We start from the raw sequence: 26,543 nt of genomic DNA, 5'->3' as shown, positions 1-26,543 counted from the left end.
CGCGCTGCTAAATTTCGACCGCGTCCGGCGCCTCGATCACCACGTCTGTTTCCGCGATCGCCACACACGGCAGGATGTAGCCTTCCGCCTTTTCTTCCCGGCTGAGACCCGGCCATTCGATCGTATAGCGCACGCGTCCCGCCGTCATTTTGCATAGGCAGGTGCGGCATGTGCCGTTGCGGCACGAGCGCGGCAGACGCAGATTCGCAAAGCCGGCGGCTTCGAGGATCGTCAGCGAATCGGGCGCTTCGAAGCTTTGGCCGAGCGGCTCGACGCGAACGAGAGGTGGGCGGGTAGAGTCGGACATCGTGTGAATCGGTGACGGATTGCGCCACACTTTACACGTTCACACCAAACGCCCAGGCTCCGGCATCGTCATTTCAATGCGTTGTGTTCCCACGCCGCAAATACCGATAGACCGTATTTCGCGCAAGCCCCAACTCGCGTGCGGCCGCGGATACATTACCGTCGAGTCGCGCGAGCGTTTGCGCGATCAGCGTGGCCTGCCATTCCTCCATCCTCGCGGGTGACGCATTCGCGGGCTCGGCTGCTGGTTTGTCGCGTCCGTTGCCGCCATTGCCACTGCCATTGCGTGATAGCGCCTCGTGCGGCTGGGCGCGGACATCGACCGGCGAAGCCTCGCAATCCTGCAGAAAGTCTTCCGGCAAATCCTCGAGTTCAATCTGCTGCGCGCCTTCAGCCATGATGCTCGCTGTGCGCAGCACGTTAGCCAATTGCCGCAGATTGCCCGGCCAGCGGCATTGTGCAAAGCGTTCCAGCACCTCATCGGACACGCGGCGCGGCAACCGCTCGCCATCCGGCTGCAATGCCAGCATGCGCTCGACGAGCGCCGCCAGATCGCTGCGCTCACGCAACGCCGGCAGGGTGACGACGAGACCATTGATCCGGTAATACAGGTCTTCGCGGAAGGTGCCGGCTTCGATCATCTCGCGCAGGTTGCGGTGCGTTGCGCAGACAATGCGCAGATCGACCGGAATCGCCCGCGTGCCGCCGAGCGGCACGACAGTGCGCTCCTGCAACACGCGCATCAGGCGCACTTGCTGGGCGAGCGGCATGTCGCCGATTTCGTCGAGAAACAGCGTACCGCCATCGGCCTGCACGATCTTGCCGACGCTTCCGCGTTTCTTCGCGCCAGTGAAGGCACCGTCTTCGTAGCCGAACAACTCCGCCTCGATCAGCGTGTCAGGCAACGACGCGCAATTCAGCGCGACGAAGGGCGCAGCCCGCCGCGGCGAATCGTGATGGATCGCGCGGGCGAGCCATTCCTTGCCGGTGCCGGTTTTGCCGAGCACGAGAATGGGAATATCGCGTCCGCGCAGCTTGGCGACTCTTCGCAGGATCGCGGAGACCGTCGCATCGCCGGTATCGAGGGTTTCGAGTGTGGCGAGCGATGCCGTCTCGCAGGCCTGAGCCGCAGCACGCGCGCCGCTGGACGTGACCGTACGCGCCGCGTCAGACAAGCCATCTGATGAGCCGACATAACGTGGCGCCGCAAATTCACCGCGTGCGACTACACGTACGCCGCTCGGCAGCGTCAGCTCGATACTTTCGCCTGGCGCGCGGGCAACCTGCTGCAGCACTCTGGCAAAGGCGACTCCGAACAGCGCGTCGAACGGTTGCCGTAACAGCTCGCCAAGCGGCTGCCCGAATTGAAACAGTGCGCTGCGATTCGCGGACAGGAAGGTGCCGTCCGGCGCGAACGCGGCGAGCCCTTCATACAGCGTGCCGATAAATTCCGCGCGCGCGTGAAAGTGAATGCGAATGGCGTCGACGAATTGATTGGAGAACAGATGATTTTCGATCATCTGCGCCGACATCCGCACGAGCGCAAGCGTGTGCTTGTGGAAGCCGCGCGTGTCGCCACTGACGTCGAGCGCGCCGATGGTGCGCCCGAACGGATCGGCGATAGGCGCGCACGAACACGTGAGAATCCGGTTCGCGTGCAGGAAGTGCTCGCCGGCATGCACGACGGTTGGCTGCCCGTCGATCAGGGCGGTGCCGATCGCGTTCGTGCCGCGATCCGCTTCGGCCCATGACACGCCTGGACACAACGCGACGCGATTGGCTTTTTCAACAAAGTCGCTATCACCGAGACTGTGGAGAATTACGCCGTGATTGTCGGTGAGCAGCACCATGCTCTGCGTGTCGACGATCTGCGCGTGCAGCGTCTCCATGACGGGGAGCGCGTGGGTATAGAGAGACTGATTGCGTTCGAGGAGTTCACGCAGGGCGGGGCGGCGCAGCGGATGGAAGTCCGGCGTTTCCGACGCTCGCAGGCCGACTTCGAGCGAGCGGGCATGAGCTTGCGCGATGACATCTGGCCGACCAACGGTGGGCGGCGTGGCAGAACGATGGCTCAAAGCATGTCTCCGGTGATCGGACCCGGCGGGTGCGTTGCCCGCCGTTGCGTTCCGCAGTGCAACATACCTGTCTGCGGCCGAACACCGATATTACAGGACGAATCAGGACCCTGGCGAAAGCCGCGCAGCACGAACAAACCGGGTCGCGTGGGAGAGAAAAAACACCTCAAAAGACCACGTCAGGCACCAAAATCAAGCAAACAAAAAGGAAAACTTGCGCAGCGGCCGAACTCGTCTACAGTGAATCAAATCACCTCCGCGGGGCGCGAAGTACGGCGCCCGCGAAACTATGGGGTGACGGACCCGCGCCACCAGCATTCGAAAAGGGGGCAAGCGCTGCAGGTGCGACCAGTCTTAACCAGCGTGCGCAGTACCAATTGACCCATGCGCAGCACCCAACCTTTCAGGTGAACTCCCATGCAGATCCTATTCCCGAACGAAACTCCTGAATATTCAGGTCGCGAACTTACCTTGGCGTTCCCGGCGATGGTTGATGGGCAAAGGGTGGAGTGCATGATCACGGCTGAGGCCCTGGAAGATCACTTCGGCGCCGCGTCGCCGCGTCTGGAGGACATGGTCGATGCATTCGACGCACACCGGGCCCGGATCGAAGCGGCCACACGGCGTCTGTTATCGGAAACTCGGGCGCAATGTCTGGTGCTGAGGAGCGGCTACGTGCGTTTCTATGAGGCGAACTGGCGGAACTGAGCGAATCCGCGCCTGGCCGGCCTCAGCCCGGAAAAGAGCGCGGAAGTCAGTCCCAAAGTAAGCCCAAAGGTGGGTCCAACGAGCGGGCAGAGCAGGAAAGCAGAATCAGCCGCGCAAGAGCAACACGAGACGCAAACCCAGGCGCGGCGTCCGCAACTCAACGGGTCTACAACTGGCCGCGGCCCTTCGCGCCGCCCAGGTCTGCACTCGCGCGGCTGTAAGTTCCAGAGACGGCAAACGCCAACGCCGCAAGCGCCGAAGACCGGAAGCCGATCAAACCATCCGCCGCAGCGTCCGATCCTTGAACACCACGTGATGCGCAATCGCCGCAAGCGCGTGCAATCCGATCACCCAGTAAAACGCATTGCCGAGCCACTCGTGCGCTGTCTTGAGCAGTGGCCGCGCAAGTGGATCCGCGCCGACCAGCGTGAAGCTGAAGTTGACCCAGGCCAGCGTGACCGGATGCCCGCCTGTGTTGATCATCAGCATGCCCAGCAGCGGCTGCGCGATGATAAAGATGTACAAGGCGAGATGCGCAGCGCGCGCCAGAAAGGCGAGCAGGCGATTGCCCACGATTTCCGCAGGCGCGCCGGCCCACAGCCGCCATAGCACGCGCAGGACCGCCAGGCCCAGCACGAGGGTACCGGCGCAAAAATGCACGCTGCTCCAGAAGGCCCGGCTGTCCGAGCCTTTCGGTCCGCGGATTTCGATTGCCAGATAAGCGAGCGCGATCAGCAGAAAGATCGCCCAGTGGAAGAAGATGGCGGGCGACGAATAACGGTCCGTGGCGCGGCTGTGGCTGTAAGAAGACATGCAGGGGACTCCCGTGTCCGGTTCGTTGGTTTTTATCAATCATCAGATGATAAAGGGTGCCCGACCAGAACGGGCCCCATCAATAAAATGATTGTTGATCCAGACCGAACCGTGACCGGACACAGCGACGATGCCGCAGTGCTTTCAGTCAGGCTGTGACGCATGGGGTTGCGCTGCGCTGTATCGCGTATCGCCAGCCGAGTCACGTGCTGTCCCGCGCTTTCACCCCAGTGCCTTCACGTTAATCGCCGCCGCAGCTCATTCGCTGCCGAGGTAGAAATAGCGGAACAGGAAAATCGCCGCGATGATCCATACCACCAGTTTCACTTTGCGCGCCTGCCCGGTCAGCAGTTTCAGACCGGCATACGAGATGAAACCGAACGCCACGCCATTGGCGATCGAGTAGGTGAAGGGCATCAACAATGCGGTCAGAGCAGCCGGTACGACTTCGGTGGCGTCGTCCCATGGCAGATCGAGCATTTCGCGCAGCATCAGGCAGGACACGTACAGCAGGGCCGGCGCGGTCGCGTAGCCAGGCACCACGCCCGCCAGCGGCGCAAAAAACAGCGCCGCGAGAAACAGCACGGCGACGGTAATCGCGGTCACGCCCGTGCGGCCGCCGGCCTGCACGCCCGACGCGCTTTCGATATACGCCGTGGTCGACGAGGTGCCCAGCATCGAGCCGGCCAGAATCGCCGTGCTATCGGCGAGCAGCGCGCGGTTGAGCCGGAACATCTTGCCTTCGACCAGCAGCCCGGCGCGATTGGCCACGCCCATCAGCGTGCCGGTCGCGTCGAACAGTTCGACGAGGAAAAACACCAGGATCACGTTCAGCACGCCGCCGGAAAGCGCGCCGCGAATGTCGAGCTGGAACAGCGTCGGTGCGATCGATGGCGGCGCGGAAACGATCCCATGAAACTGATTGCCGCCGAAGAAAAAGCTCAGCACCGTCACGCCGACAATGCCGATCAGGATCGCACCACGCACCCGCAGATAGTCGAGCGTGACAATCGCGAAGAAGCCGATCACCGCGAGAATCACATGCGGGTTATGCAGATCGCCGAGCGTGACGAGCGTGGCCGGATTGCCGACCACCACACCGGCCGATTTCAGCGAAATGATCGCGAGAAAGAGGCCAATGCCGCCGGTGATGGCAATGCGTATGGAATGCGGAATGCCGTTGACGATCACCTCGCGCACGCGAAACAGCGTAACGATCAGGAACAGGCAGCCGGAGATGAACACCGCGCCGAGTGCGGCTTGCCACGTGAAGCCCATGCCTTTCACGACGGTGTACGCGAAGTACGCGTTCAGACCCATGCCGGGTGCGAGGGCGATCGGGTAGTTAGCGTAGAGACCCATGATCAGCGAGGCCAGCGCGGCCACGATGCAGGTCGCGACGAACACCGCGTCCTTCGGCATGCCGGCGTCGCCGAGAATCGCCGGATTGACGAAGATGATGTAGGCCATCGTCAGGAAGGTGGTCAGCCCGGCGAGCACCTCGGTGCGCAGGTTGGTGCCGGCGGCTTCGAAGCCGAAGTATCGTTTTATGGAGTCCATGAGGCGGGTCTCTCGTTGTTCAAAAGCGTTTCTTGTGGTTGATACGGGCAATGCGTCGCGAATAGGCGGGCGACTCTGCCGTCCGACACGGCACCGATGCACCTCGCCAGCGCAGCCTACGGGCGGATTGTAATCATGATTGGCGGTGGCGGACCGGTTTGCGTGAGTTTGCGCGACGGTGGGCTGTGCCGAAGGGGCGAGATGATACCTTGCCAGCGCGCGGGGCGGTGCGGCAAGCGAATTTACGATGTTGCGGCGGGAGACGGTGAGCTTGCGGAAGCAAGGGGACAGGCGGAGCCTGGCGGGACGGCGTGAATTGAAACGATTCGGGCTAAAGCTGCAGCAACAAAGAGCAGGCGGGGAAAGGGCGAGGCAGACAGTTCTTGCAGGGATCTGTAGCGCAACCAAGGCCGGCGCTGCCTACGACCTTTGCAGTCGCGAGCAGCCCGGCCTGCCGCTCCAAGGCCAGGATCAGACGGATTACTGCGCCGTGCTCCCACCCATCTGCTGCGCCCGCCGCGCGGCGACGATGCGGCCCGCGCGTTGCGCGTTGTCCGGATAGTCGATCCAGTCCAGCGGATCGTAGCCGGCGGCGCGCCAGGCGGCCAGATCGGCTTTCACCTGCGCACGCGTGAGCGGCGCCGACGGGTCGTAAGGCCGCGAGGTCTGCGCAAACGCGCTGCTCATACTCACGGCGGCTAACAACGCGCCGAGTCCAACGAGAGAGACGATTTTCATGATTAGCTCCTATGGAGCGGTTAAAGACGACCCTTAAATTTTAAATTTCATGGGCATTCCGAGTAAGTCGATTGCAGGCAATGCACCATTTCACCCCGCGATCCAAAGCGGGCTAAAGTGAAGCGGCGGTGAAGCGGCGCGCCCCCCGGTTCAGGAGGCCGACGGCTTGCTGAAGCGATCCAGCACCGCGCTCAGCAGATCGATCGGCAGTGGGAAAACGATCGTCGAATTCTTGTCGGCGGCGATCGTCGTGAGGGTTTGCAGGTAACGCAACTGCATGGCCTGCGGTTGTTTCGACAGCGTCTGCGCTGCCTCCAGCAAATGCTGCGAGGCCTGCAATTCGCCTTCCGCATGAATCACCTTGGCGCGCCGTTCGCGTTCGGCTTCGGCCTGACGGGCGATCGCGCGGATCATCGTTTCGTTGATGTCCACATGCTTGATCTCGACGATCGCCACCTTGATGCCCCACGCGTCGGTTTGTGCATCGAGCACTTTCTGGATATCGGCGTTCAGTTGCTCGCGAGCCGCCAGCAGGTCATCGAGTTCGTGTTTGCCGAGCACCGCACGCAGCGTGGTCTGCGATAACTGGCTGGTCGCCTCGAAATAACGCGCCACCTGAATCACCGCCTTTTCCGGATCGACCACGCGGAAATACACCACCGCGTTGACCTTCACCGACACGTTGTCGCGCGTAATCACGTCTTGCGGCGGCACGTCGAACACGACAGTGCGCAGATCCATGCGTACCACCTGCTGCACGATTGGAATGATCAGCACGAGGCCCGGCCCCTTGACCTTCCAGAAGCGCCCAAGCATGAACACCACGCCGCGTTCGTACTCGCGAAAAATCCGTATCGATGAAGCAATCAGCGCGGCCACCAGCAGAATCAGAATGCTGCTGAAGCCGAATGTGAAACCGATCATGAGCGTTCTCCTTGTTGTTGTGCTTCCGCAGGCACCACAGTCAGCGTCAGTCCGCGGCGCGCCGTGACGCGCACCGCATGGCCGGCCGCGACCGGGTCCGTGCTGGACACCCGCCAGCGTTCACCGTGTATCTGAGCCCAGCCGGCCAGCGTGCCGCCCGCTGCGGTGTCTGCTGTTGCGCCCGCTGTTGCATCCCCCTGCAACGGACCTCCGTCGGGCGACAGGCCGCCGTCGAGCACGACGCCGAGACTGCCGATCAGCCCTTCAGAGCCCGTCACCACGGGCCGGCGGCGCGCCCGCAGCGCGAGCCTCGACACGCCGAACACGAACGCGACGCTGAACACGGTCACAGCCGCGATCAGGGGCAGCGGAATGCCGTAACCGGGCACGTCGGTATCGATCAGCATCAAGGCGCCGATCACGAACGCGACGACGCCGCCGAAGCCGAGCGAGCCGAAGGTCGGCAGAAATGCCTCGCCGATCAGGAATGCGATGCCGAGAAAGATCAGGCCGAGTCCGACGTAATTGACGGGCAGCATCTGCATCGCGAAGAGTCCCATCAGCAGACTGATCGCGCCGACCACGCCGGGCAGCACGAAGCCGGGGTTGGCGAATTCGAAGAAGAGGCCGTACATGCCGATCATGAGAAGCACCAGCGCGACGTTCGGATCGGTAATCACCGCGAGAAACTGACTGCGCCAGTCGGCCTCCAGCGTGACCACCGGTGCGTTGGCGGTGCTGAGTTTGACGTCGCCGTGGCTTGTGTTGATCGTGCGGCCGTCTACCTGGCGCAGCAGGTCGGGAATGTCGCGCGCATTTAGATCGACCACGTGCTGCGCGAGCGCTTCGCTGGCCGACAGGCTGACGGCTTCGCGTACGGCGCGCTCGGCCCAGTCGGCGTTGCGTCCGCGCATTTGCGCAAGGCCGCGGATGTAGGCGGCGGCGTCATGGACCTGCTTGCGCAGTTCGGTGGATTGGGTGTCGAGCGGAAGGGCTCCACTGGAAGCGCTGGCGAAGTTGCCAGCGCTCGCCGGCGCTGCTGAGTTGGCAGAATTCACTGGCGACGCCGGGTTCGCCGAATCCCCTGCGGTCTGTGTTCCGGGCCCGTTCTTCGGCGCGCCAGAGCCGCCTCCAGTGCCGGGCAAACCGGGCATCCCGCCGCCGCCCGCAGGTGGCTCCGCACCGCCGATACCCATCTGAATCGGCGTCGCCGCGCCGAGATTGGTGCCAGGCGCCATCGCCGCAATATGGCTGGCGTAGACGATATAGGTACCGGCGCTCGCCGCTCGCGCGCCACTCGGGGCAATAAAGGTGGCGACAGGCACCGGCGAGCCGAGGATCGCCTTGATGATCTGCCGCATCGATGTATCCAGCCCGCCTGGCGTATCGAGTTGCAGCACGGCGAGTTGCGCGCGTTCGTCGGCGGCGCGCTGCAGGCTGCGCACGATGAAGTCGGCGCTGGCCGGACTGATCGCGCCGTTCACCGGGATCACGACAACGCTATTCGGCGCGACGGCGGCCTCGGCCACGCCAACCTGCGGCGCGTTTTCGCACAATGCAAACCCGAGCGCCAACAGGGCGCCGAACGCGGTCATGCCGCGCATCAACCGGCCCACGACTCCGCCACGGATAAGCGCAAAGCGCGGACCAGACTGCCGGAACGGGAGGCGCGGATACGTGCTCATCGCTGACGGCTGCCGCGCCATGCCGACGGGTATCGGCCGGCGCGGGCCGATACCCCAAAAAGGCTGGCCTGCTCCTTACAGCTTAGTCCGATTCCGCGCGGCGCGTGAAATCCGCACGCGCTGGCCGGTAATCGGTCGGCCGCATCCCGGTCCACTTGCGAAACGCGCGATGAAACGCGCTCGGCTCGGCAAAACCCACGGTGGTGGCAATGTCGGCAATCGTGCGATCGGTGTCCTGCAGTTCGCCGATTGCGATGTCGCGCCGCAAGTCGTCCTTGATCGACTGATAGGTATAGCCTTCCTGTTTCAAACGCCGCCGCATCGTCGCTTCGGCAACGTGCAGGCGCAGCGCCATCTGGTCGGCGGCCGGCCAGCCGGCCATCGGCAGCGCGCGCAGCATCTTGCGCACGCGCGCGGCAAGCGAGCCAGGATTGCGGTATTTGACGATGAAGCTGCCGGGCGCATCGCGCAGGAACGGCTTGACCGACTTCGTAGTCTGGATCACCGGCAATTCGAGAAACGCCGGCGACAGATCGACATACGATCCGGTTTGATCGAACGCCATGTCGTCGCAGAACATCAGACGGTATTCATGCGCGGCAGGCGGTTCGGCGCAGCGAAAGCGCGCCTCGATCAGCGGAATGCGCCGCCCGACCAGCCAGCACAGCAGGCCGTAAACCACGATGAAGTAGGTCGCATAAGCGAACATGGCCGGCGGCCTCGCCCCTTCGCGTTCGACAAACCGCAAGCGCACGCGCTGCGCATCCGTTTCGATCTCTGCGCCGAGGTCGTCGAGTACGAGCCGCATGAAGCCGACCGCCCGCGCAAGCGCTTGCGCGCCGTTGCGCGCGCTCAGCGCCGTCTGGGTCATCGCGATGAAGCTGCCGCTCTTCATCCGGTGCGAGTCCTGGCCGAAGAACTCGTCGTCCAGCGCGCGGGCGATGCCGGCCCACAACGCGCCGTACTGCGCCGACGAGACCCGGCTTTTTGGCGACGCCAGCATGGTTGCCGCGATGCCGGCGGCTTCGGCGAGCGGCAGCGCCTCGAACCCGCGCGCTCGCGCCAGCGTCAGGGCCTCCTCGACAAGACTGACGGAAATCGTGCCCTTGTCGTCCCTGGCGTTCTTCATGTTTTTCATGGTTCTCTGGCAAATGCGCTCAACATTTTCCTTGGGGCGATTCGCTAAGCCCTTGAAACTGTGGCTTGAATCAGGTTTGCATGATACCGGTATGGCAAATGCGCTCAATCAGAATGATCGGGCTGAGCATCGAACCTGTCCAGTAGCTTGCCTACACTTGGCCTGAACCCATCGCGAGACGCCTTGCCCCGGAGACATCCCGGCGAGGCCGGTCATCTCCCCGCGATGAGTCGCAAATGACGAGGCAGCGCCTCGTCGCTGCGACGCGATGCATACAACAGGATCGAGCCATGGATAGCTTCTACACCGACGAACAGCGGATGATCCGCGACGCCGCCCGCGACTTCGCCACCGAACGTCTCGCGCCCTACGCCGGACAGTGGGATCGCGACGCGAAGCTGCCCTCAGAAGTCGTGACGCAAATGGGCGAGCTGGGCTTTCTCGGCATGATCGTGCCATCCGAGTGGGGTGGTTCCTATACCGACTACGTGGCCTACGCGCTCGCACTCGAAGAGATCGCCGCGGGCTGCGCCGCCTGCGCCACGTTGATGAGCGTGCATAACTCGGTCGGCTGCGGGCCGATCCTGAACTTCGGCACAGACGCGCAAAAAGACCGCTATCTGCAAGACCTCGCCACCGGCCGCCGCATCGGCGCGTTCTGCCTGACCGAGCCGCAAGCCGGCTCCGAGGCGAACAATCTGCGCACGCGCGCGGTGCTGCGCGACGGCAAATGGATTCTCAACGGCAACAAGCAGTTCGTGACCAACGGGGCGCGCGCGGACATCGCGATCGTGTTCGCCGTCACCGATCCCGACCGCGGCAAGCGCGGCCTGTCAGCCTTCATCGTGCCCACCGATACGCCGGGCTTCAACGTCGGCAAGCCTGAGCACAAGCTGGGCATTCGCGCCTCGGACACCTGCCCGATCTCGTTCGACGATTGCGCGGTGCCCGAAGCCAATCTGCTCGGCGAACCGGGCGAAGGTCTGCGCATCGCCTTGTCGAATCTCGAGGGCGGGCGCATTGGTATTGCGGCGCAGGCGGTTGGCATCGCGCGAGCCGCATTCGATGCCGCGCGTCTCTATGCGAACGAACGCATCCAGTTCGGCAAGGCGCTGAAGGACCACCAGACCATCGCCAATATGCTCGCCGACATGGCGACCCGCCTGAACGCGGCGCGTCTGCTCGTGCACCACGCGGCGCGTCTGCGCACGGAGGGCAAACCGTGTTTGTCCGAGGCATCGCAGGCCAAACTGTTTGCGTCGGAACTGGCCGAAGAGATCTGTTCGAATGCCATCCAGATTCACGGCGGCTACGGCTATCTCGAGGACTATGCGGTGGAACGCCACTATCGCGACGCCCGCATCACGCAGATTTACGAAGGAACCAGCGAAGTGCAGCGGATGGTTATTGCGCGGCATGTTTAAACGCAAGTTAGACGGCGTTTGAGCGCAAAATAGCCTGCCGGCAAGGCAATTGCACAGGTAAAAATCAGAGCGCATACCGCGCCACCAGCATGGCAATGGAGACGACGATGACTGCAGCGAAGGGCTTTCTCGAAGCGCGTGACCTGTTATTGCGCCATCGAACCGACTACGACCGCGCCTACCGCGAATTCGCGTGGCCGACGCTGGGCCAGTTCAACTGGGCGCTCGACTATTTCGACGTGATCGCGCGAGGCAACGACAACCCGGCGCTGTGGATCGTCGACGATCCGGCAAGCGAGGGTTTGCGTCTCTCATACGCGCAGATGTCGGAGCGCTCGTCGCGCATGGCGAACTTCCTGCGTGGTCTCGGCGTGGGGCGTGGCGACCGCTTGCTGCTGATGCTGCCGAATCGCGTCGAACTCTGGGACGTGATGCTTGCCGCCATGAAGCTCGGCGCGATCGTGCTGCCGGCCACCACCCAGCTTTCCGCCGATGACGTGCGCGACCGCGTGCAGATCGGTGGGGCACAGTTCGTAGTGGTCGATAGCGCGGAGCTCGCCAAGTTCGACTCACTCGACGTGCCGCTCACGCGCATCTCAGTCGGCACGCCGCGCGACGGCTGGATCGATCTTGCAGCGGCCTATGACGCATCGCCGCAATTCACGCCCGACGGCGTCACGCACGCCACCGACCCGATGCTGCTGTACTTCACTTCGGGCACGACCTCGAAGCCGAAACTGGTCGAGCATACGCATCAAAGTTACCCGATCGGCCATCTGTCGACCATGTACTGGATCGGGCTGCAACCGAACGACATCCATTGGAACATCAGCTCGCCGGGCTGGGCCAAGCACGCGTGGAGCTGCTTCTACGCGCCGTGGAATGCGCAGGCCTGCGTGTTCGTTTTCAACTTTCCGCGCTTCGTGCCGAAAGACACGCTCGACGTGCTGGTCCGTTTCAACGTCACCACGCTGTGCGCGCCGCCGACCGTGTGGCGCATGCTCGTACAGGAGCATCTCGCCGACTATCCGGTGAAGCTGCGCGAGATCGTCGGCGCGGGCGAGCCCTTGAATCCGGAGATCATCGAACGCGTCAAACATGCGTGGGGTATCACGATACGCGACGGTTTCGGTCAGACCGAAACGACCTGCCAGATCGGCAATCCGCCCGGCCAACCGGTTGTGCCGGGTTCGATGGGCCGTCCGTTGCCGGGCTACAAAATCGAGCTCCTCGATGCGGACGATCAACCCGTCACCGAAGGCGAAATCTCGCTGCCTCTGGCCGAACGTCCGCTCGGTTTGATGACCGGCTACGCGAACAATGCCAACGCGACCGCGCAAGCCATGCGCAACGGCTTCTACCACACCTCCGACGTCGCTTTGCGCCGTGATGACGGCTACTACGTCTACGTCGGCCGCGCCGATGACGTTTTCAAATCGTCCGATTACAGGCTGAGCCCCTTCGAACTCGAAAGCGTGCTGATCGAACACGAAGCGATCGGCGAAGCTGCAGTGGTGCCGAGCGCCGATGCATTGCGTCTGTCGGTGCCCAAAGCATTCGTCACCGTGCGCCAGGGCTATGAAGCCAGCCCCGAACTCGCGCGCGCGGTCTTCGCGTTCTCGCGCGAAAAACTCGCACCGTACAAACGGATTCGCCGCCTGCAATTCAGCGAGCTGCCGAAAACCATCTCCGGCAAGATCCGCCGCGTCGAATTGCGGCGCCGCGAAATGGAGCGCGAAGCCGAACCCGCGCGCCTGCCGGGCGAGTATTGGGAAGAGGACTTCCCGGATCTGCGTTGATTTTGCGTTGATCCTGCGTTGATCCTGCGTTGATCATTTTTATTCCACATCACTGTCCGGCCGCCACGCGGCCACTGCACAGGAGTTCCAGCATGAGCGCAACTGCATCGAACCAGCCCGCCACCGTCAAGCTGCTGATCAACGGCGAATTCGTCGAATCCAAAACCACCGAATGGCGCGACATCGTCAACCCGGCCACGCAAGAGGTGCTCGCACGCGTGCCGTTCGCCACCGCCGATGAAGTGAACGAAGCGATCCGCTCCGCACACGCCGCCTTCAAGACATGGAAGGACACGCCGATCGGCGCGCGCATGCGCATCATGCTGAAGTTCCAGGCGCTGATTCGCGAGCATTCGCCGCGCATCGCCAGGACCTTGAGCGCCGAGCAGGGCAAGACGATTCCTGACGCGGAAGGCGATATCTTCCGCGGACTCGAAGTGGTCGAGCACGCCTGCTCGATCGGCACCTTGCAACAGGGCGAATTCGCCGAGAACGTGGCAGGTGGCGTGGATACCTACACGTTGCGTCAGCCGATCGGCGTATGCGCCGGCATCACGCCGTTCAATTTCCCCGCGATGATCCCGTTGTGGATGTTCCCGATGGCGATCGTCTGCGGCAATACGTTCGTGCTGAAGCCGTCCGAGCAGGATCCGCTGTCGACGATGCAACTGGTCGAACTGGCGCTCGAAGCCGGTGTGCCGAAGGGCGTGCTGAACGTCGTGCATGGCGGCAAGGACGTGGTCGACGCGCTCTGCACGCACGATCTGGTGAAGGCGATTTCCTTCGTCGGCTCGACCGCGGTGGGCACGCACGTTTATCGCCTCGGCAGCGAACACGGCAAGCGCGTGCAATCGATGATGGGCGCAAAGAATCACGCGGTGGTGTTGCCCGATGCGAATCGCGAGCAGACCTTGAATGCTCTCGCCGGTGCAGGGTTTGGCGCAGCGGGACAACGTTGCATGGCGACTTCGGTGGTCGTGCTCGTCGGCGCGGCGCAGCAATGGCTGCCGGATCTGGTGGCGAAGGCGAAGACGCTGAAGGTCAACGCGGGTAATGAGCCGGGTACGGACGTTGGCCCGGTCGTCTCGCGCGCCGCGAAGCAACGCATTCTCGGCCTGATCGAAACGGGTGTGAAAGAGGGCGCAACGCTGGCGCTCGACGGCCGCGACGTGAAGGTGCCGGGCTACGAGCAAGGCAACTTTATCGGCCCAACGGTATTCACCGATGTCACCACCGGGATGGAAATCTATAAACAGGAAATCTTCGGCCCGGTGCTGGTGGTGCTGACTGCCGCGACGCTCGATGACGCGATCGCGCTCGTCAATAGCAATCCGTTCGGCAACGGCGTGGGTCTTTTCACGCAAAGCGGCGCGGCGGCGCGCAAGTTCCAGAGCGAGATCGATATCGGCCAGGTCGGCATCAATATTCCGATTCCGGTGCCCGTGCCGTTCTTCAGTTTCACCGGCTCGCGCGGCTCGAAACTGGGCGACCTCGGGCCGTACGGTAAGCAGGTTGTGCAGTTCTACACGCAGACCAAGACGGTTACCGCGCGTTGGTTCGACGACGATACCGTCAACGACGGCGTCAACACGACCATCAGCCTGCGCTGATGACCTAAGGTCGATTGCTTTGCATGGGAAATGACATCATGAAAATAGGCTTTATCGGACTCGGCAACATGGGCGCGCCGATGGCGCTCAACCTGCTGAAGGCCGGTCACGCGGTCAACGTATTCGATCTCAACGCGCAAGCGGTCCAGACACTCGTCGATGCGGGCGCCAAAGCCGCGAGTTCGCCGAAAGCCGCGGTGACCGACGCCGAATGTGTGGTGACGATGCTGCCTGCGGCCACTCACGTGCGCAGCGTGCTGATCGCGGATGACGGCGTTTTCGCCGGCATCGCGGAAGGCGTGACGATCATCGATTCGAGCACCATCGATCCGGCGAGTGTGAAGGCGTTTGCCGAACTGGCCGAGCAACGCGGCAACACCTTCGTCGACGCGCCTGTTTCGGGCGGCACCGGCGGCGCGGCGGCAGGCACCTTGACCTTCATGGTCGGCGGCAGCGCGGATGCGTATGAGCAGGTCAAGCCGGTGTTGTCGGCCATGGGCAAGAACATCGTCCATTGCGGCGACACCGGCACCGGTCAGGTTGCGAAGATCTGCAACAACCTCGTGCTCGGCATCACCATGGCAGGCGTGGCAGAGGCGATGTCATTGGGCGAGGCGCTCGGCATCGACGCGAAAGTGCTGGGTGGCATCATCAACACCTCGACGGGCCGCTGCTGGAGTTCGGACACGTATAACCCGATGCCCGGCGTAATCGAAACCGCGCCGTCCACGCGCGGCTATACCGGCGGCTTTGGCACCGATCTGATGTTGAAGGACCTGGGCCTCGCCACTGACGCCGCGAAATTCGCGCGTCAACCGGTGTATCTCGGCGCTTTGGCCCAACAGCTTTATCAGACGATGAGCACGAAGGGCGCGGGACGTCTGGACTTCTCGGCGGTGATCAAGCTTTATCGTAAGGACGGCAAGGACAGCAAGGACGGAGGCGCGTAATGATCGAACTCGACTACGCACACGACGGCGCCGTTGCGCTGCTGACGCTCAAACGGCCGCCCGCGAACGCGTTCACGCCGGACGGTTTGCTGCTATTGCAGCAAACGGTGGAGCGGCTGAATGGCGAAGCGCGCGTGCGGGCCATCGTGATTACGGGCGACGGACCCAAGTTCTTCAGCGCTGGCGCCGATCTGAACACGTTTGCTGACGGTAATCGCGAAGTCGCGCGCACGGCGGCAACGCGCTTCGGCGCGGCGTTCGAGACTCTGCAGAACGCACGACCGGTGGTGATCGCCGCGATCAATGGTTATGCGATGGGCGGTGGGCTCGAATGCGCGCTGGCCTGCGATATCCGCATCGCCGAGCAACACGCGTTGATGGCTCTGCCCGAAACGGCGGTGGGTCTGCTGCCGTGCGGCTGCGGCACGCAGACACTGCCGTGGCTGGTCGGCGAAGGTTGGGCCAAACGGATGATTCTGACCGGCGAACGCGTCGACGCCGCGACCGCATTGCGTATCGGCCTCGTCGAAGAAGTCGTGGAAAAGGGCGCCGCGCGCGAGGCCGCGCTGACGATGGCGGCGCGTGTCGCGAACCTCAGCCCGCAAGCGGTCGGCTTCAGCAAGACGCTGATTCACCAGGGCCGCAACGGCGTGCCGCGTGCGGCGGCGTTGGCGGTGGAGCGGGAACGCTTTGTCGATCTGTTCGACGGCGTCGATCAGCGCGAAGGCGTCAATGCGTTTCTCGAGAAGCGCGCGCCGCGCTGGCAGGTGACGCAAACTGAGCCGGCGGCTAACGCCGGGGAGGAGACGCATCGATGAGCGCCTTGCAGAGCGTCGCGATCGATACGGGCGTCGAAGCGGAGCGCGAGATTCTGTTTCGGGTCGTCAACCGCGTGGCGATCATCACGCTGAACCGGCCTGCCGCGCTCAATGCGCTATCGCACGCGATGGTGCGCGAGCTTGCCGTACTGGTCGAACATTGCCGTACCGACGAGGGCATCGTTGCGCTCGTGCTGAAAGGCGCAGGCGCCAAGGGCTTTTGCGCCGGCGGCGACGTGCGCGAAGTGCACCGGCTTGCGAAGAATGGCGACAGCCGGTGGCTTGCGTTCTTTGTCGACGAATACCGGCTCGACTACGCGCTGCATAAGTTTCCGAAGCCGGTGGTCGCCCTGCTCGACGGTGTCTCGATGGGCGGTGGCATGGGGCTCGGTCAAGGGGCGCGGCTGCGCATCGTCACGGAGCGCAGCAAGATCGCGATGCCGGAGACGCGCATCGGCTTTCTGCCTGATGTCGGTGCGACGCGTTTCCTGAGCGTGATGCCGGCGGAGGTCGAGTTGTATGTCGGGCTTACCGGCGTGACCTTATCCGGCGCCGATGCGTTGCGCCTGCAACTGGCGGATCTGTGCGTGCCGGCCGAGTGGCTTGGCACCTTCGAAGAGCGTCTACAGCGCATGTCGCACGCAGGAGACTTGATGGTTGCCTTGCGCGGCGTGTTCGAGCCGCCATGCAACATCATCCCGCACGCTGCATTGGGGCCGTTTACGCAGTTGATCCTGCGGCATTTCGACCGGCGCTCGAGCATCGAGCGGATCGTCGCGACGTTGCGCCACGACCTGGAGCGCGAGCCCGCGCGTGAGGTGAAACAGTGGTTGCAGTCGGCCTATGACGCGATGATTGGACACTCGCCCACGATGCTATATGTCACGCGCGAGGCGCTCCTGCGAGGCCGGCAGATGACCTTGGCGGAATGCTTCCGGATGGAACTGGGCATCGTCAAGCGGGTGATCGAGGAAGGCGATTTCTGCGAAGGCGTGAGGGCGCAGTTGATCGATAAGGATCGCAAGAGCCGCTGGGCGCCGGCGACGCTTGCTGAAGTGCGCTCGGAACGCGTCCGGCATTTTCTGAGCTCACCGTGGAAGCGGGAAACACATCCGCTGGTTGGGCTGGGGGTTGAAGAAGGCTAAGGGCCGCGCGCGCCGGCTCGGTTTTTCAGACCGCGTCGGCACGCTTGAACGTCAACCTTCTCCTACGGTGTCGCCGCTGAATACACCTGTTGGCGGCACGCTGCTTTGCGCCCCCCGAACCCGGGAAATCCAAAGCACGCCGATCAGCGCGACGGCGACTGCCACCCATCCGACGGTCCCATATCCCTCGATCTGTCCCGTCGGCGAACTGCTTAGCATCAAGCCGCCGATCCACGCGCCGCACCCCGTGCCCAATGCCTGCAGCGCACTGTTGGCGCTAAGAAAAGCACCCCGGCGGGCGGGCTCCGGCACGGTGGTCAGCAGTGCCTGCATCGGCACCATCCGTCCGGACATCAGCACCATGAAAAACGGGAAAAACATCACGAGCGCGTAGAAAGGCAGATTCGGCAGATGGGTCACAAACAGGACTGGCAGAAACGACAGTACCGCCGCAATCCGGAATACGAGCCGCGTGCCGAACCGGTCTGCCAGCCGGCCGACCCGGCGCGACGTGAAGAACGTTGCCGCGCCACCTGCCATATACAGCCACGACAATTGCGCGGGAGCCACACCATGATTAGCGACCAGCACCGGTGAGATGAAGGGGATCACCAGCATGTGCGCGATCATCATCATGAAAGTCAGCGCAAACGCATTCATATGCCGTGGGTTGCTCAACAGCCGCCACAAATCAGGCAGTACCTCGCCAAGCGCCGGCTGCCGACGGCTCAGATGCTCCGCAAGCGAAGGGACCAGTTGCCACCCCACAACCCAGACGATCACCGACAACACCACCAGCAAATAGAACGGTGCTGCCCAGGTGAAGTGCGCGCCTAGCATCACGCCAGCCGGCACGCCGGCAATCGCGGCCAATGAAAAGGCAGTCATGATCGTGCCCGTCGCGGCGCCGCGGCGCTGCACCGGGATCACGTCGCCGACAATCGCCATGATCACCGAGCCCAACACGCCACCCGTAATGCCCGCAAACGCACGCGCGACCAGCAGAAGGGGAAAGCTGCTCGCCAGTGCGCACGCCAGGTTCGACAGCGCGAACAGCGCATACATCGTCAGCAACAGACGCCGCCGGTCGAAGCGGTCGATATAGGTCGCGGCGAATAAGCCCGACAGGCCCGAACACCATGAATACGCCGATACGGCTGTCGCAAATGCTGCAGGTGTGATGCTGAACGAGTGCATGATCTGCGGGCCGAGCGGCATCATCACCATGAAGTCCATGATGATGGTGAACTGCGTCAGCGCAAGCAGCCACAGCAATCGTCGCTCGTGCTTTGTGCTAATTGAATACATCGGTCAAATCCTTGTTTTTGTTCGACGCACGCCGCTTGCAGGGCTCGCGCAGTTCATGGCGAGCAGGCTGCGGACAGTCAGTCGTCGAACGTTTCATGTACTGCTTCGGCGCCCTGTTTCCAGTAGCTGGCCGCGCGAATGCGCGACTTGTCGACGCCACGTTCAGTGCACAGGTGATAGCGCACCGCACGCATCGTCGCGGATTCGCCGGCGGCCCATACGTAGCCTTCACCGTCCTCGGGCAGATAGATTTCGCGTACCGCTTGCAGCAAGGCCTCGCCGCGATAGCCCGATTCGCTGCGATGGCGCCAGACTATGTGCAGTTCAGCCTGCGTTGCGAATTCGATCTGCGCCGACGGGTCGGCCACTTCGATCACTGCCGCGACGCGTGTGCCGGCCGGCAGCTCTTCAAGGCGGCGAGCAATGGCCGGCAAGGCGGTGTCGTCGCCGATCAGCAGATGCCAGTCGAAGCCTGTCGGTATCACCAGCGAGCCGCGCGGGCCGCCGATGCCGAGGTACTGGCCCACTTTGGCTTGCGCCGCCCACGTCGCAGCAGGGCCGGCCTCGTGCATGGCGAACTCGATGTCAAGTTCGCGCGCTTGAGCGTCGAAGCGGCGCGGCGTGAAATCGCGGGCAATCGGGCGCGGCTGGCCGGCGGGAAACACGGGACCGTTAGGCCCGGCTTCCGGCAGCACGGGTTTGTCGGCGCCGGGTTCGGGGAAGAACACTTTGATGTGATCGTCGAACGAAGCGGAGACAAAGTCGTGCAGATCCTCGCCCGTGAAGGTCACGCGAATCAGATGCGGGTTCAGCGCGTGGACCTTCCTGACCTGCAACAGACGGAATTTCAGCGGATGCCGCACGCGATGGACTGCCAGATCGGCTCGGTTGTCATTTGTCAGCATAAGGGTGCTACTCCTGTCGATTTGATTGGCATTCAAAAGCGCGCATGGGCGCCTTCGAACGCGGGTGTCGGATAGCGCGATCTCAAGCGGTCGGCTCGCCACCTTGATCACTGCCCTGGTCGCTGGCGGGTTTGCCTTCACCTTCGATTTCATTTGCCGCACGCATCAGGATCGCGGCGATGCGGCGCTGTTCGGCGGCCGGCACGTTGTCACGGCGCAGGAGCGCATGCTTTAGCGCGCGGCGTGCTTCGCTCAGTTCGGGCAGCCAGCCGCCTTCGCTAATGTCGGCGGGCTCCTCGCCGGCAAACGCGCGGCGCACGGAATCCATCTTCCGGGCGATATGCGACAGTTTGGCGAGCATCAATTCGACGCGGTCACGGTTGGTGGCCAGGTACTCGCGGCCCGCTTCCGACAGCTCGTAACGCTTGCGATTGCCTTCGAGTTGCACGGTCACGTAGCCGAGTTCTTCCAGATACGTGAGTGCCGGGTAGACCATGCCCGGGCTGGGACTGTAGAAGCCGTTCGAACGCGTTTCGAGCGCCTTGATCAGCTCGTAACCGTGGCTCGGCTGCGCGTCGATCATCGAAAGCAGCAGCAATTGCAGGTCGTCGGAGCTGAATTTGCGACCGCGCGGAAAACCGTCGCCGTCGCCGCCGAAGCCGCCTGGGCCACCGCCGCCGAAGCGTCCGCCGCGGCTGCCGCCGCGATAGTCGTCATGGCGGCCGATTGCGTGCCACAGTGCGTGAAACGAGAAGCGCTCGTAGCCGTGGTGACCGAAGCGGTGACCGTGGCCGAAGCCGTCGCGGTCGCCGTGTTCATTGCGTTCGCCGTGGCGGCCATGGTCGCGCTCGCGGCCGTGGAACTCGTGCCGGCCGCCGCGGCCGCCATGACGGCGGTCGAAGTCTTCGCCGCGTTGTTCGCCGCCGCGCTCGCCGCGAAACTCGTAGTGACGAGCGAACGCATGCCAAAGCGCATGCAGTGACGGGCGGTCATGCCCTGCGAAGAAACCTTCGTCCGCGCCACGCGAACGGGAAAAGCGATGGTGATGACGCATGTTGGGTACTCCCATTTGTGTCTTAAGATGTGTCGTAAGATATATATCTAAAGATAGTTTGTCAAACTCATTTTTTGCGTCGCTGAGGTTCGGACGGGGCTTTTCATGCCATGGAGTCATTGAGTAAATGACATTCATGCTCTCGTGAAATCATCGGAGAACGCCGAGAATCACGCTCAGAACGGCATTGGCCGTATTCAAGGAGCGATGAAGATGTATGCAATTACCGGTGTGACAGGGAAGGTGGGCGGCGCGGCGGCACGCGCGTTACTGGACGCGGGACACGCAGTGCGTGCCGTCTTACGCGACAAAAATAAGGCGGCGGAGTGGGTGGAGCGGGGCGCCGAAGTGGCGATCGCGTCCTTCGAGGACGCGGATGCGCTCACCGCCGCGTTCAGCGGTGCGGCGGGCGTCTTCGTAATGGTGGCGCCGAACTTCGCGCCGCAGCCGGGCTATCCGCGCGCCCGCACGGCGGTGGCTGCGCTGAAAGAGGCACTGGTGAAGGCCAGGCCGCAGCGCGTCGTGGCGCTCTCGTCGATTGGCGGGCAGCGCGAGTCGGGTCTCGGTCTCATCACGCAAGTACATATTCTCGAAGAAGCGCTCGCGGACCTGCCGATTCCAACGGCGATTTTGCGGCCTGCATGGTTTATGGAGAATTCGCTGTGGGATATCGCGCCGGCGCGCGAGACGGGCGTGATGTCGAGCTTCCTGCAGCCGCTCGATCGCGCGTATCCGATGATTGCAACCGCGGATATCGGCCGGGTGATCGCTGAAACGCTTGTTCAGTCGTGGCAGGGGCGCCGCGTGATCGAGATTGAAGGGCCGCAGCGCTATACGCAAAATGAAATCGCAGCGATGCTGGGCGGCGTGCTGGGCCGTTCAGTGAAGGCTCAAGCGGTGCCACGTGATCAGTGGGAAGCGCTGTTCCAGGCACAAGGCACGGCGTGGCCCGTGCCTCGCATCGAGATGATCGACGGCTTCAATTCAGGTTGGATTGATTTCGAAGACGGTGTGCACGAGCGGGTGATTGGCAGCACCGGGTATCAGACGGTGTTGGCGGAGTTGGTTGAGCGGGCGGGTTAGGCGGTCGGTCAATGGGACGGATCGCCAAGGCTGTATCTCAATGCGCTGGTTGCGTTAGTCCCAATTTGGGACTAAAATGCCACACATGCGAATCGTTGCCAAAAAAACCATTCTTTCCTTCATCGAAGGGCACGCTCAAGCCGGGCAATCTCTGTTGGCGTGGCACGCGGAAGCTTCCAAAGCGAGCTGGAAAACGCCACAGGACATCAAGGATCAATATGGCTCGGCAAGTTTCATCGGGAAAAACAGAGTGGTGTTTAACATCAAAGGCAACGATTTTCGATTGATAGTTGCGATCGCGTATCGAATCGGTGTGGTCTATGTCAAATTCGTTGGCACTCACGCCGAGTATGACAAGATCGACGCTGAAACCGTGGAATTGGAGTAATGAACATGGATATCCGCCCCCTGCATACTGAGGATGATTACAAGGCTGCGCTCGCGACCGTATCCGAACTCGTCGATGCCGACCCAGCGCCTGGCACACCGGATGGTGATCGCCTCGATATTCTGTCGATCCTGGTAGAGCGCTACGAAGCCGAAACCTTCCCGCTGCAAAGCCCGGATCCTGTTGAGGCCATCAAATTCCGGATGGAGCAGGCCGGCTTGTCGGTCCCGGATATGCAGCCGTACATCGGTAACGCGAACCGGGTTTACGAGGTTTTGAACCGCAAACGCGCCCTCAGTCTGACGATGATTCGCCGCCTTCACGCGGGATTGCACATTCCTGCTGATGTGCTGATCGGAGTGGTGTGACCGCAAAGGGAGCGGCGCCTCGCCGCGACCGGGATCGACTGTATAGATCGCATACGTCGCCTAAACGTCCACCCGACAAAATCAAAAAATCGACCGCCCAGTAATCGTGGTCAACAATTCCAGTGCCTTCGCGCCGGCAAGCGAGTTGCCGTTCGCGTCGAGCCCGGGTGACCACACGCAGACCGCCATCTCGCCCGGCAGCACCGCGACGATGCCGCCACCCACGCCGCTCTTCGCCGGCAAGCCGACGCGAAAGACGAAGTCGCCCGCGGCGTCGTAAGTGCCGCAAGTCAGCATCAGAGCCGACAAACGCTTGGTCGAACTGCTGTCGAGGATGCGTTCCCCGGTCGAAGGCACAACGCCCCCATTACTCAGAAACAACGCCGCCTTCGCCAGCTCGACACAGCTCATCGAGATCGCGCATTGCCGGCAATACGCCTCGACCACCGCGTGGACGGGCATGTCCATGTTGCCGAAGCTCGCGATGAAATGCGCCATCGCCTGGTTGCGGTCTGCATGTTGAAGCTCTGACTGCGCGACGCGCGAATCGTAGTCGATCGTGATCTCACCGGTCAGCCGCCGCATAAACTCCACCAGCGCTGTCTCGGCACGCACGAAGCGGCGGCACAGCACATCGGTGACGACCAATGCCCCAGCGTTGATAAACGGGTTGCGCGGCTTGCCTTGCTCCGCTTCAAGCTGCACCAGCGAATTGAACGGCGTGCCCGACGGCTCGCGGCCGACGCGCTGCCACAGTTCGTCGCCGAGCAGCCGGAAAGCCATGGTGCAGGCGAACAACTTGGAGATACTCTGGATCGAGAAGCGCGTATCGGCCTGGCCGATGCGGAAGACTTCGCCGGACGGCGTGACGATTGCCATGCCAAAGCTGTCAGCCGGGACTTTGGCCAGTTCCGGAATGTAATCGGCGACCTTGCCGGTACCCAGATATGGCTGAAGATCGCGTTGAATCTGTTCGAGGATGGATGCGTAGTTCATTGGGCTCGGACCGTTTGAAGCCGCGATTCTACTGGCAACCTGGCGCGAATTGTTCGTGCGGCGAGGCGCTGCCGGGTTCGAACAGCGTTTCGCGAAGGCTATGCTAGTCTTGCTGTGTTTCTTACAGTAACCGGGTAAAACAGACACTCATGGCGCAAACCTTCGATCCGGACGGCGTCGGGCGTTCGGTCTTCGTGGTCGATGAGCGTTACAGCGCGCTGGACGAACCGTGGCGCGCCTACAGCCGCGCGCGGCTGATCCACGTGAGCGCCGGCGTGCTGACCGTGCGCACCGAAACCGTGCGTTGGGTCGTGCCGCCAGGGCACGCGCTCTGGCTGATGGCGAACGTGCAGCATTACCTGTCGGCCGCCGAGCCGGTGCAATTCCATTCGCTGTATGCCGACGCGGACGCTGCGCCGCTACCCGCGCAAGGCGTCGCCCTGGCGCTCGACCCTCTGGTGGAAGCTTTGCTGGGTGCCGCAGTCGATCTGCCGCACGACAAACCGCTCGACGAGCCCGCCGAGCGTCTTCTGCAAGTCTTGCTGGACCGTCTGTCGGGGTTGCCCTCGGCCCCTCTGGCGCTGCACTGGCCGCAAGATCCGCGGATTCAGCGGATGGCCGATGCGCTGAGCGCCAACCCGGCGGAACCGGCGGTGCTCGACGATCTGGCCCGGGCCGCGGGCGTAACCGCCCGCACCGCCGCGCGCCTTTTCGTCAAGGAGACCGGACAGACATTCGGCCAGTGGCGGCAGCAACTGCGCTTGCTGGTCGCGCTGGAGCACCTCGGTGCGGGGGAGAGCGTCACGCAGGTGGCGCTCGAAGTCGGCTACAACGACGTGTCCTCGTTTATCGCGGTGTTCCGCGATGCCTTTGGCGACACCCCCGCCCGCTATTTCCGCTGACACCGCTGAAGCAGCGCCGAAAACACTGTAATCAGTGCGCGCCCGACGCGGCCGCTCCGCCGCCGCCCTTGGCCGGCTTCGTAATCCAGATCAGCGGAATGATCAGAATGAAAATGATCGCCGACACAAAGAAGATGTCGTTCAGGCCCATCATCGCAGCCTGAGTGTTCACCGTGAAATCGAACAGCGCGTGCGCCGATTGCGTATTCAAATTCAGCAACGACTGGGTCGAATCGATCTGCTGATTAAACAGCGGGTTGTTCACGGTGGCCTGTTCGGTGAGACGTTCGTGGTGCAGCACCGTGCGGTTGTTCCACTCGTTGCCGGCGATCGAGGTGCCCACCGCGCCGCAAAACACCCGCGCGAAATTCGACAGGCCAGCAGCCGCCGGAATCTTGTTCGGCGGCTGGCCGGACAGAATGATCGCCGTCAGCGGCACGAAGAACAGCGCCATCGGAATGCCTTGCAGCAGCGTGGGGAGCACGAGGTGCCACGTGTCGATTTCGATCACGTACTTCGAGCGCATATAGAACACGATCGCAAAGCCGATAAATGCGAGCGTGGCGATGATGCGCGCGTCCGAGCGCGGCAGCACGCGGCCCATCACCGGCGCGAGCAGCACGGCGAAGACGCCGAGCGGCGCGGTGACGAGGCCGGCATCCACGGAACGGTAGTTCAGATACTCCTGCATCCATTGCGGCAGCAGCACCAGATTGCCGAAGAACACGCCGTACGCCACCGAAATCGCAATCGTGCCGCCGAGAAAATTGCGCTGCTGGAACAGCCGTAAATCGACGATCGGGTTTTCTTCAGTCAATTCCCATACGAGGAAGAACGCGAAGCTGATCACCGCAGTGATGCCGAGAATCACGATCACCGGCGACGAAAACCAGTCGAGATCCTTGCCCTTGTCGAGCATGATCTGCAGTGACGCGACCCACGTCACCAGCAGGCCGAGGCCGACCACGTCGATGGGTGGCTTGCGGGTTGCCGACTCGCGGGTGCGATAGATCATCCACGTCACGCCGGCCGCGAAAATGCCGACCGGAATGTTGATGTAGAAGATCCACGACCAGCTGTAGCTATCCGTGATCCAGCCGCCGAGCGCGGGGCCGGCAATCGGGCCGACGGTGGCCGTCATGGCCCATAGCGCGAGCGCGGTCGACGATTTCTCCTTGGGATACGAACCGAGCAGAATCGCTTGCGAGAGAGGAATCAGCGGGCCGGCCACCGCGCCCTGGAACACCCGGGCGACCAGCAGGATCGGCAGCGTGGGCGCAATGCCGCACAACCACGAAGCCAGCACGAACATCAGAATCGCGCCGACGAACAGCTTGACCTGGCCGATGCGTTGCGTGAGCCAGCCGGTCAGTGGAATCGAGACCGCATTGGCCGCGGCGAACACCGTGATGACCCATGTGCCTTCGTCGACCGAGACGCCAAGGTTGCCCGAAATGGTGGGAATCGCGACGTTCGCAATCGACGTGTCGAGCACGTTCATGAAGGTGGCGAGCGCAACGGCGATGGTCGCCAGAACCAGTTTGCCGCCTTGCAGCGGCGGCGGTGTAGGTGGCGCAGGCGGGGCAGCGGCGGGCGGGGAAGAGGGCTGGCTCAAACTATTCTCCGGATGGCGATGCGACGGACGTTCTCACGGCGTTCTATTCACCCCCCGGGCAATGAGCCGGGCGGTCCATCGAATGCTCGCAAAAAAGCATACCTGTATTCACGTTTTGGCGTCGTCGAACCATGCAGATCGGACGACAGAACCGAATCCGGCAGCGTATGCTCCCGCCTGAGGCCGCATGGAGCGACACCACGCGCGGTGAAACCTAAAGTACAGCGGGTA

24 protein-coding genes are annotated in these 26,543 nt (G+C 62.9%); 11 read left to right on the top strand and 13 right to left on the bottom strand.

Going from position 1 to position 26,543, the window contains the following annotated elements:
* Nucleotides 1–7 precede the first annotated feature (7 nt).
* Both R8871_RS17585 and R8871_RS17580 read right to left on the bottom strand, forming a co-directional pair.
* Complete coding sequence (locus R8871_RS17585) at nucleotides 8–307, bottom strand: 2Fe-2S iron-sulfur cluster-binding protein (RefSeq protein ID WP_171928766.1); 300 nt, start codon at nucleotides 305–307, stop codon at nucleotides 8–10.
* Between the two features lie 73 nt (nucleotides 308–380).
* Nucleotides 381–2,381 carry a sigma-54-dependent Fis family transcriptional regulator gene (locus R8871_RS17580; RefSeq protein ID WP_175051591.1) on the bottom strand — a complete coding sequence of 667 codons (2,001 nt, stop codon included), beginning with the start codon at nucleotides 2,379–2,381 and terminating at the stop codon, nucleotides 381–383.
* 417 nt (nucleotides 2,382–2,798) lie between these two features.
* On the opposite strand from R8871_RS17580, the gene R8871_RS17575 reads away from it, so the two are divergent.
* Nucleotides 2,799–3,089 (top strand): DUF1488 family protein, encoded by a 291-nt coding sequence (locus tag R8871_RS17575; protein ID WP_074287282.1) that lies wholly within the window; start codon nucleotides 2,799–2,801, stop codon nucleotides 3,087–3,089.
* Between the two features lie 273 nt (nucleotides 3,090–3,362).
* On the opposite strand, the gene R8871_RS17570 is transcribed toward R8871_RS17575, so the two are convergent.
* The 6 genes from R8871_RS17570 to R8871_RS17545 all read right to left on the bottom strand — a co-directional run bounded on the left by R8871_RS17570 (nucleotide 3,363) and on the right by R8871_RS17545 (nucleotide 9,938).
* A complete protein-coding gene (locus R8871_RS17570) occupies nucleotides 3,363–3,902 on the bottom strand; it encodes a cytochrome b (protein WP_175051590.1) in 540 nt (179 codons plus the stop codon).
* A gap of 258 nt (nucleotides 3,903–4,160) precedes the next feature.
* Nucleotides 4,161–5,462 carry an NCS2 family permease gene (locus tag R8871_RS17565; protein WP_169484647.1) on the bottom strand — a complete coding sequence of 434 codons (1,302 nt, stop codon included), beginning with the start codon at nucleotides 5,460–5,462 and terminating at the stop codon, nucleotides 4,161–4,163.
* Between the two features lie 480 nt (nucleotides 5,463–5,942).
* Complete coding sequence (locus tag R8871_RS17560; RefSeq protein WP_175051589.1) at nucleotides 5,943–6,200, bottom strand: DUF4148 domain-containing protein; 258 nt, start codon at nucleotides 6,198–6,200, stop codon at nucleotides 5,943–5,945.
* A 150-nt stretch (nucleotides 6,201–6,350) separates the two neighbouring features.
* Nucleotides 6,351–7,124 (bottom strand): slipin family protein, encoded by a 774-nt coding sequence (locus R8871_RS17555; RefSeq protein WP_054036028.1) that lies wholly within the window; start codon nucleotides 7,122–7,124, stop codon nucleotides 6,351–6,353.
* Nucleotides 7,121–8,809 carry an NfeD family protein gene (locus tag R8871_RS17550; protein WP_175051588.1) on the bottom strand — a complete coding sequence of 563 codons (1,689 nt, stop codon included), beginning with the start codon at nucleotides 8,807–8,809 and terminating at the stop codon, nucleotides 7,121–7,123. Before R8871_RS17550 ends, R8871_RS17555 begins: the two co-directional genes overlap by 4 nt.
* A gap of 82 nt (nucleotides 8,810–8,891) precedes the next feature.
* The gene (locus tag R8871_RS17545; protein WP_175051799.1) at nucleotides 8,892–9,938 is read right to left on the bottom strand and encodes an AraC family transcriptional regulator; all 1,047 of its coding nucleotides are present in this window, start codon (nucleotides 9,936–9,938) and stop codon (nucleotides 8,892–8,894) included.
* A 299-nt stretch (nucleotides 9,939–10,237) separates the two neighbouring features.
* On the opposite strand from R8871_RS17545, the gene R8871_RS17540 reads away from it, so the two are divergent.
* The 6 genes from R8871_RS17540 (at nucleotide 10,238) to R8871_RS17515 (ending at nucleotide 17,693) form a co-directional block, all read left to right on the top strand.
* Nucleotides 10,238–11,371: an acyl-CoA dehydrogenase gene (locus tag R8871_RS17540; protein WP_175051587.1), complete on the top strand. Its 1,134-nt coding sequence runs from the start codon at nucleotides 10,238–10,240 to the stop codon at nucleotides 11,369–11,371.
* A 107-nt stretch (nucleotides 11,372–11,478) separates the two neighbouring features.
* Nucleotides 11,479–13,170, top strand: a complete 1,692-nt coding sequence (locus R8871_RS17535; RefSeq protein ID WP_175051586.1) for an AMP-binding protein — start codon at nucleotides 11,479–11,481, stop codon at nucleotides 13,168–13,170.
* 92 nt (nucleotides 13,171–13,262) lie between these two features.
* Nucleotides 13,263–14,780 (top strand): CoA-acylating methylmalonate-semialdehyde dehydrogenase, encoded by a 1,518-nt coding sequence (locus R8871_RS17530; RefSeq protein WP_175051585.1) that lies wholly within the window; start codon nucleotides 13,263–13,265, stop codon nucleotides 14,778–14,780.
* Nucleotides 14,781–14,818: 38 nt separating this feature from the next.
* A complete protein-coding gene (gene mmsB / locus R8871_RS17525; RefSeq protein ID WP_175051584.1) occupies nucleotides 14,819–15,730 on the top strand; it encodes a 3-hydroxyisobutyrate dehydrogenase in 912 nt (303 codons plus the stop codon).
* Nucleotides 15,730–16,548, top strand: coding sequence for an enoyl-CoA hydratase (locus R8871_RS17520; protein WP_175051583.1), 819 nt, complete (start codon nucleotides 15,730–15,732; stop codon nucleotides 16,546–16,548). Before mmsB ends, R8871_RS17520 begins: the two co-directional genes overlap by 1 nt.
* Nucleotides 16,545–17,693 (top strand): enoyl-CoA hydratase/isomerase family protein, encoded by a 1,149-nt coding sequence (locus R8871_RS17515; RefSeq protein ID WP_175051582.1) that lies wholly within the window; start codon nucleotides 16,545–16,547, stop codon nucleotides 17,691–17,693. Before R8871_RS17520 ends, R8871_RS17515 begins: the two co-directional genes overlap by 4 nt.
* 51 nt (nucleotides 17,694–17,744) lie before the next feature.
* On the opposite strand, the gene R8871_RS17510 is transcribed toward R8871_RS17515, so the two are convergent.
* The 3 genes from R8871_RS17510 to R8871_RS17500 all read right to left on the bottom strand — a co-directional run bounded on the left by R8871_RS17510 (nucleotide 17,745) and on the right by R8871_RS17500 (nucleotide 20,960).
* Nucleotides 17,745–19,001, bottom strand: coding sequence for an MFS transporter (locus R8871_RS17510; protein WP_175051581.1), 1,257 nt, complete (start codon nucleotides 18,999–19,001; stop codon nucleotides 17,745–17,747).
* A gap of 77 nt (nucleotides 19,002–19,078) precedes the next feature.
* Nucleotides 19,079–19,906 (bottom strand): siderophore-interacting protein, encoded by an 828-nt coding sequence (locus R8871_RS17505; RefSeq protein WP_175051580.1) that lies wholly within the window; start codon nucleotides 19,904–19,906, stop codon nucleotides 19,079–19,081.
* 82 nt (nucleotides 19,907–19,988) lie between these two features.
* Nucleotides 19,989–20,960: a PadR family transcriptional regulator gene (locus R8871_RS17500; protein ID WP_175051579.1), complete on the bottom strand. Its 972-nt coding sequence runs from the start codon at nucleotides 20,958–20,960 to the stop codon at nucleotides 19,989–19,991.
* 213 nt (nucleotides 20,961–21,173) lie between these two features.
* Here R8871_RS17500 and R8871_RS17495 point away from each other — a divergent pair, with 213 nt between their 5' ends.
* From R8871_RS17495 to R8871_RS17485, 3 genes are all read left to right on the top strand, one after another.
* A complete protein-coding gene (locus R8871_RS17495) occupies nucleotides 21,174–22,043 on the top strand; it encodes an NmrA family NAD(P)-binding protein (RefSeq protein ID WP_175051578.1) in 870 nt (289 codons plus the stop codon).
* Nucleotides 22,044–22,128: 85 nt separating this feature from the next.
* Nucleotides 22,129–22,431, top strand: coding sequence for a type II toxin-antitoxin system HigB family toxin (locus R8871_RS17490; protein WP_175051577.1), 303 nt, complete (start codon nucleotides 22,129–22,131; stop codon nucleotides 22,429–22,431).
* A gap of 5 nt (nucleotides 22,432–22,436) precedes the next feature.
* Nucleotides 22,437–22,799 (top strand): helix-turn-helix domain-containing protein, encoded by a 363-nt coding sequence (locus R8871_RS17485; protein ID WP_175051798.1) that lies wholly within the window; start codon nucleotides 22,437–22,439, stop codon nucleotides 22,797–22,799.
* Nucleotides 22,800–22,880: 81 nt separating this feature from the next.
* Here the strand turns inward: R8871_RS17485 and R8871_RS17480 are convergent, their stop codons facing one another.
* Nucleotides 22,881–23,795 (bottom strand): glutaminase, encoded by a 915-nt coding sequence (locus tag R8871_RS17480; RefSeq protein ID WP_175051576.1) that lies wholly within the window; start codon nucleotides 23,793–23,795, stop codon nucleotides 22,881–22,883.
* Between the two features lie 149 nt (nucleotides 23,796–23,944).
* On the opposite strand from R8871_RS17480, the gene R8871_RS17475 reads away from it, so the two are divergent.
* Nucleotides 23,945–24,697, top strand: a complete 753-nt coding sequence (locus tag R8871_RS17475; protein ID WP_175051575.1) for an AraC family transcriptional regulator — start codon at nucleotides 23,945–23,947, stop codon at nucleotides 24,695–24,697.
* 31 nt (nucleotides 24,698–24,728) lie between these two features.
* Here the strand turns inward: R8871_RS17475 and R8871_RS17470 are convergent, their stop codons facing one another.
* On the bottom strand, nucleotides 24,729–26,312 hold the full coding sequence (locus R8871_RS17470; RefSeq protein ID WP_175051574.1) for a DHA2 family efflux MFS transporter permease subunit: 1,584 nt from the start codon (nucleotides 26,310–26,312) through the stop codon (nucleotides 24,729–24,731).
* Nucleotides 26,313–26,543: the final 231 nt, after the last annotated feature.

It is taken from the genome of Paraburkholderia sediminicola (assembly GCF_902859805.1).
GTDB classification, from domain to species: domain Bacteria; phylum Pseudomonadota; class Gammaproteobacteria; order Burkholderiales; family Burkholderiaceae; genus Paraburkholderia; species Paraburkholderia sediminicola.
The sequence above is the reverse complement of the archived record's forward strand: the minus strand, read 5'-3'. Positions and strand labels throughout refer to the sequence as shown.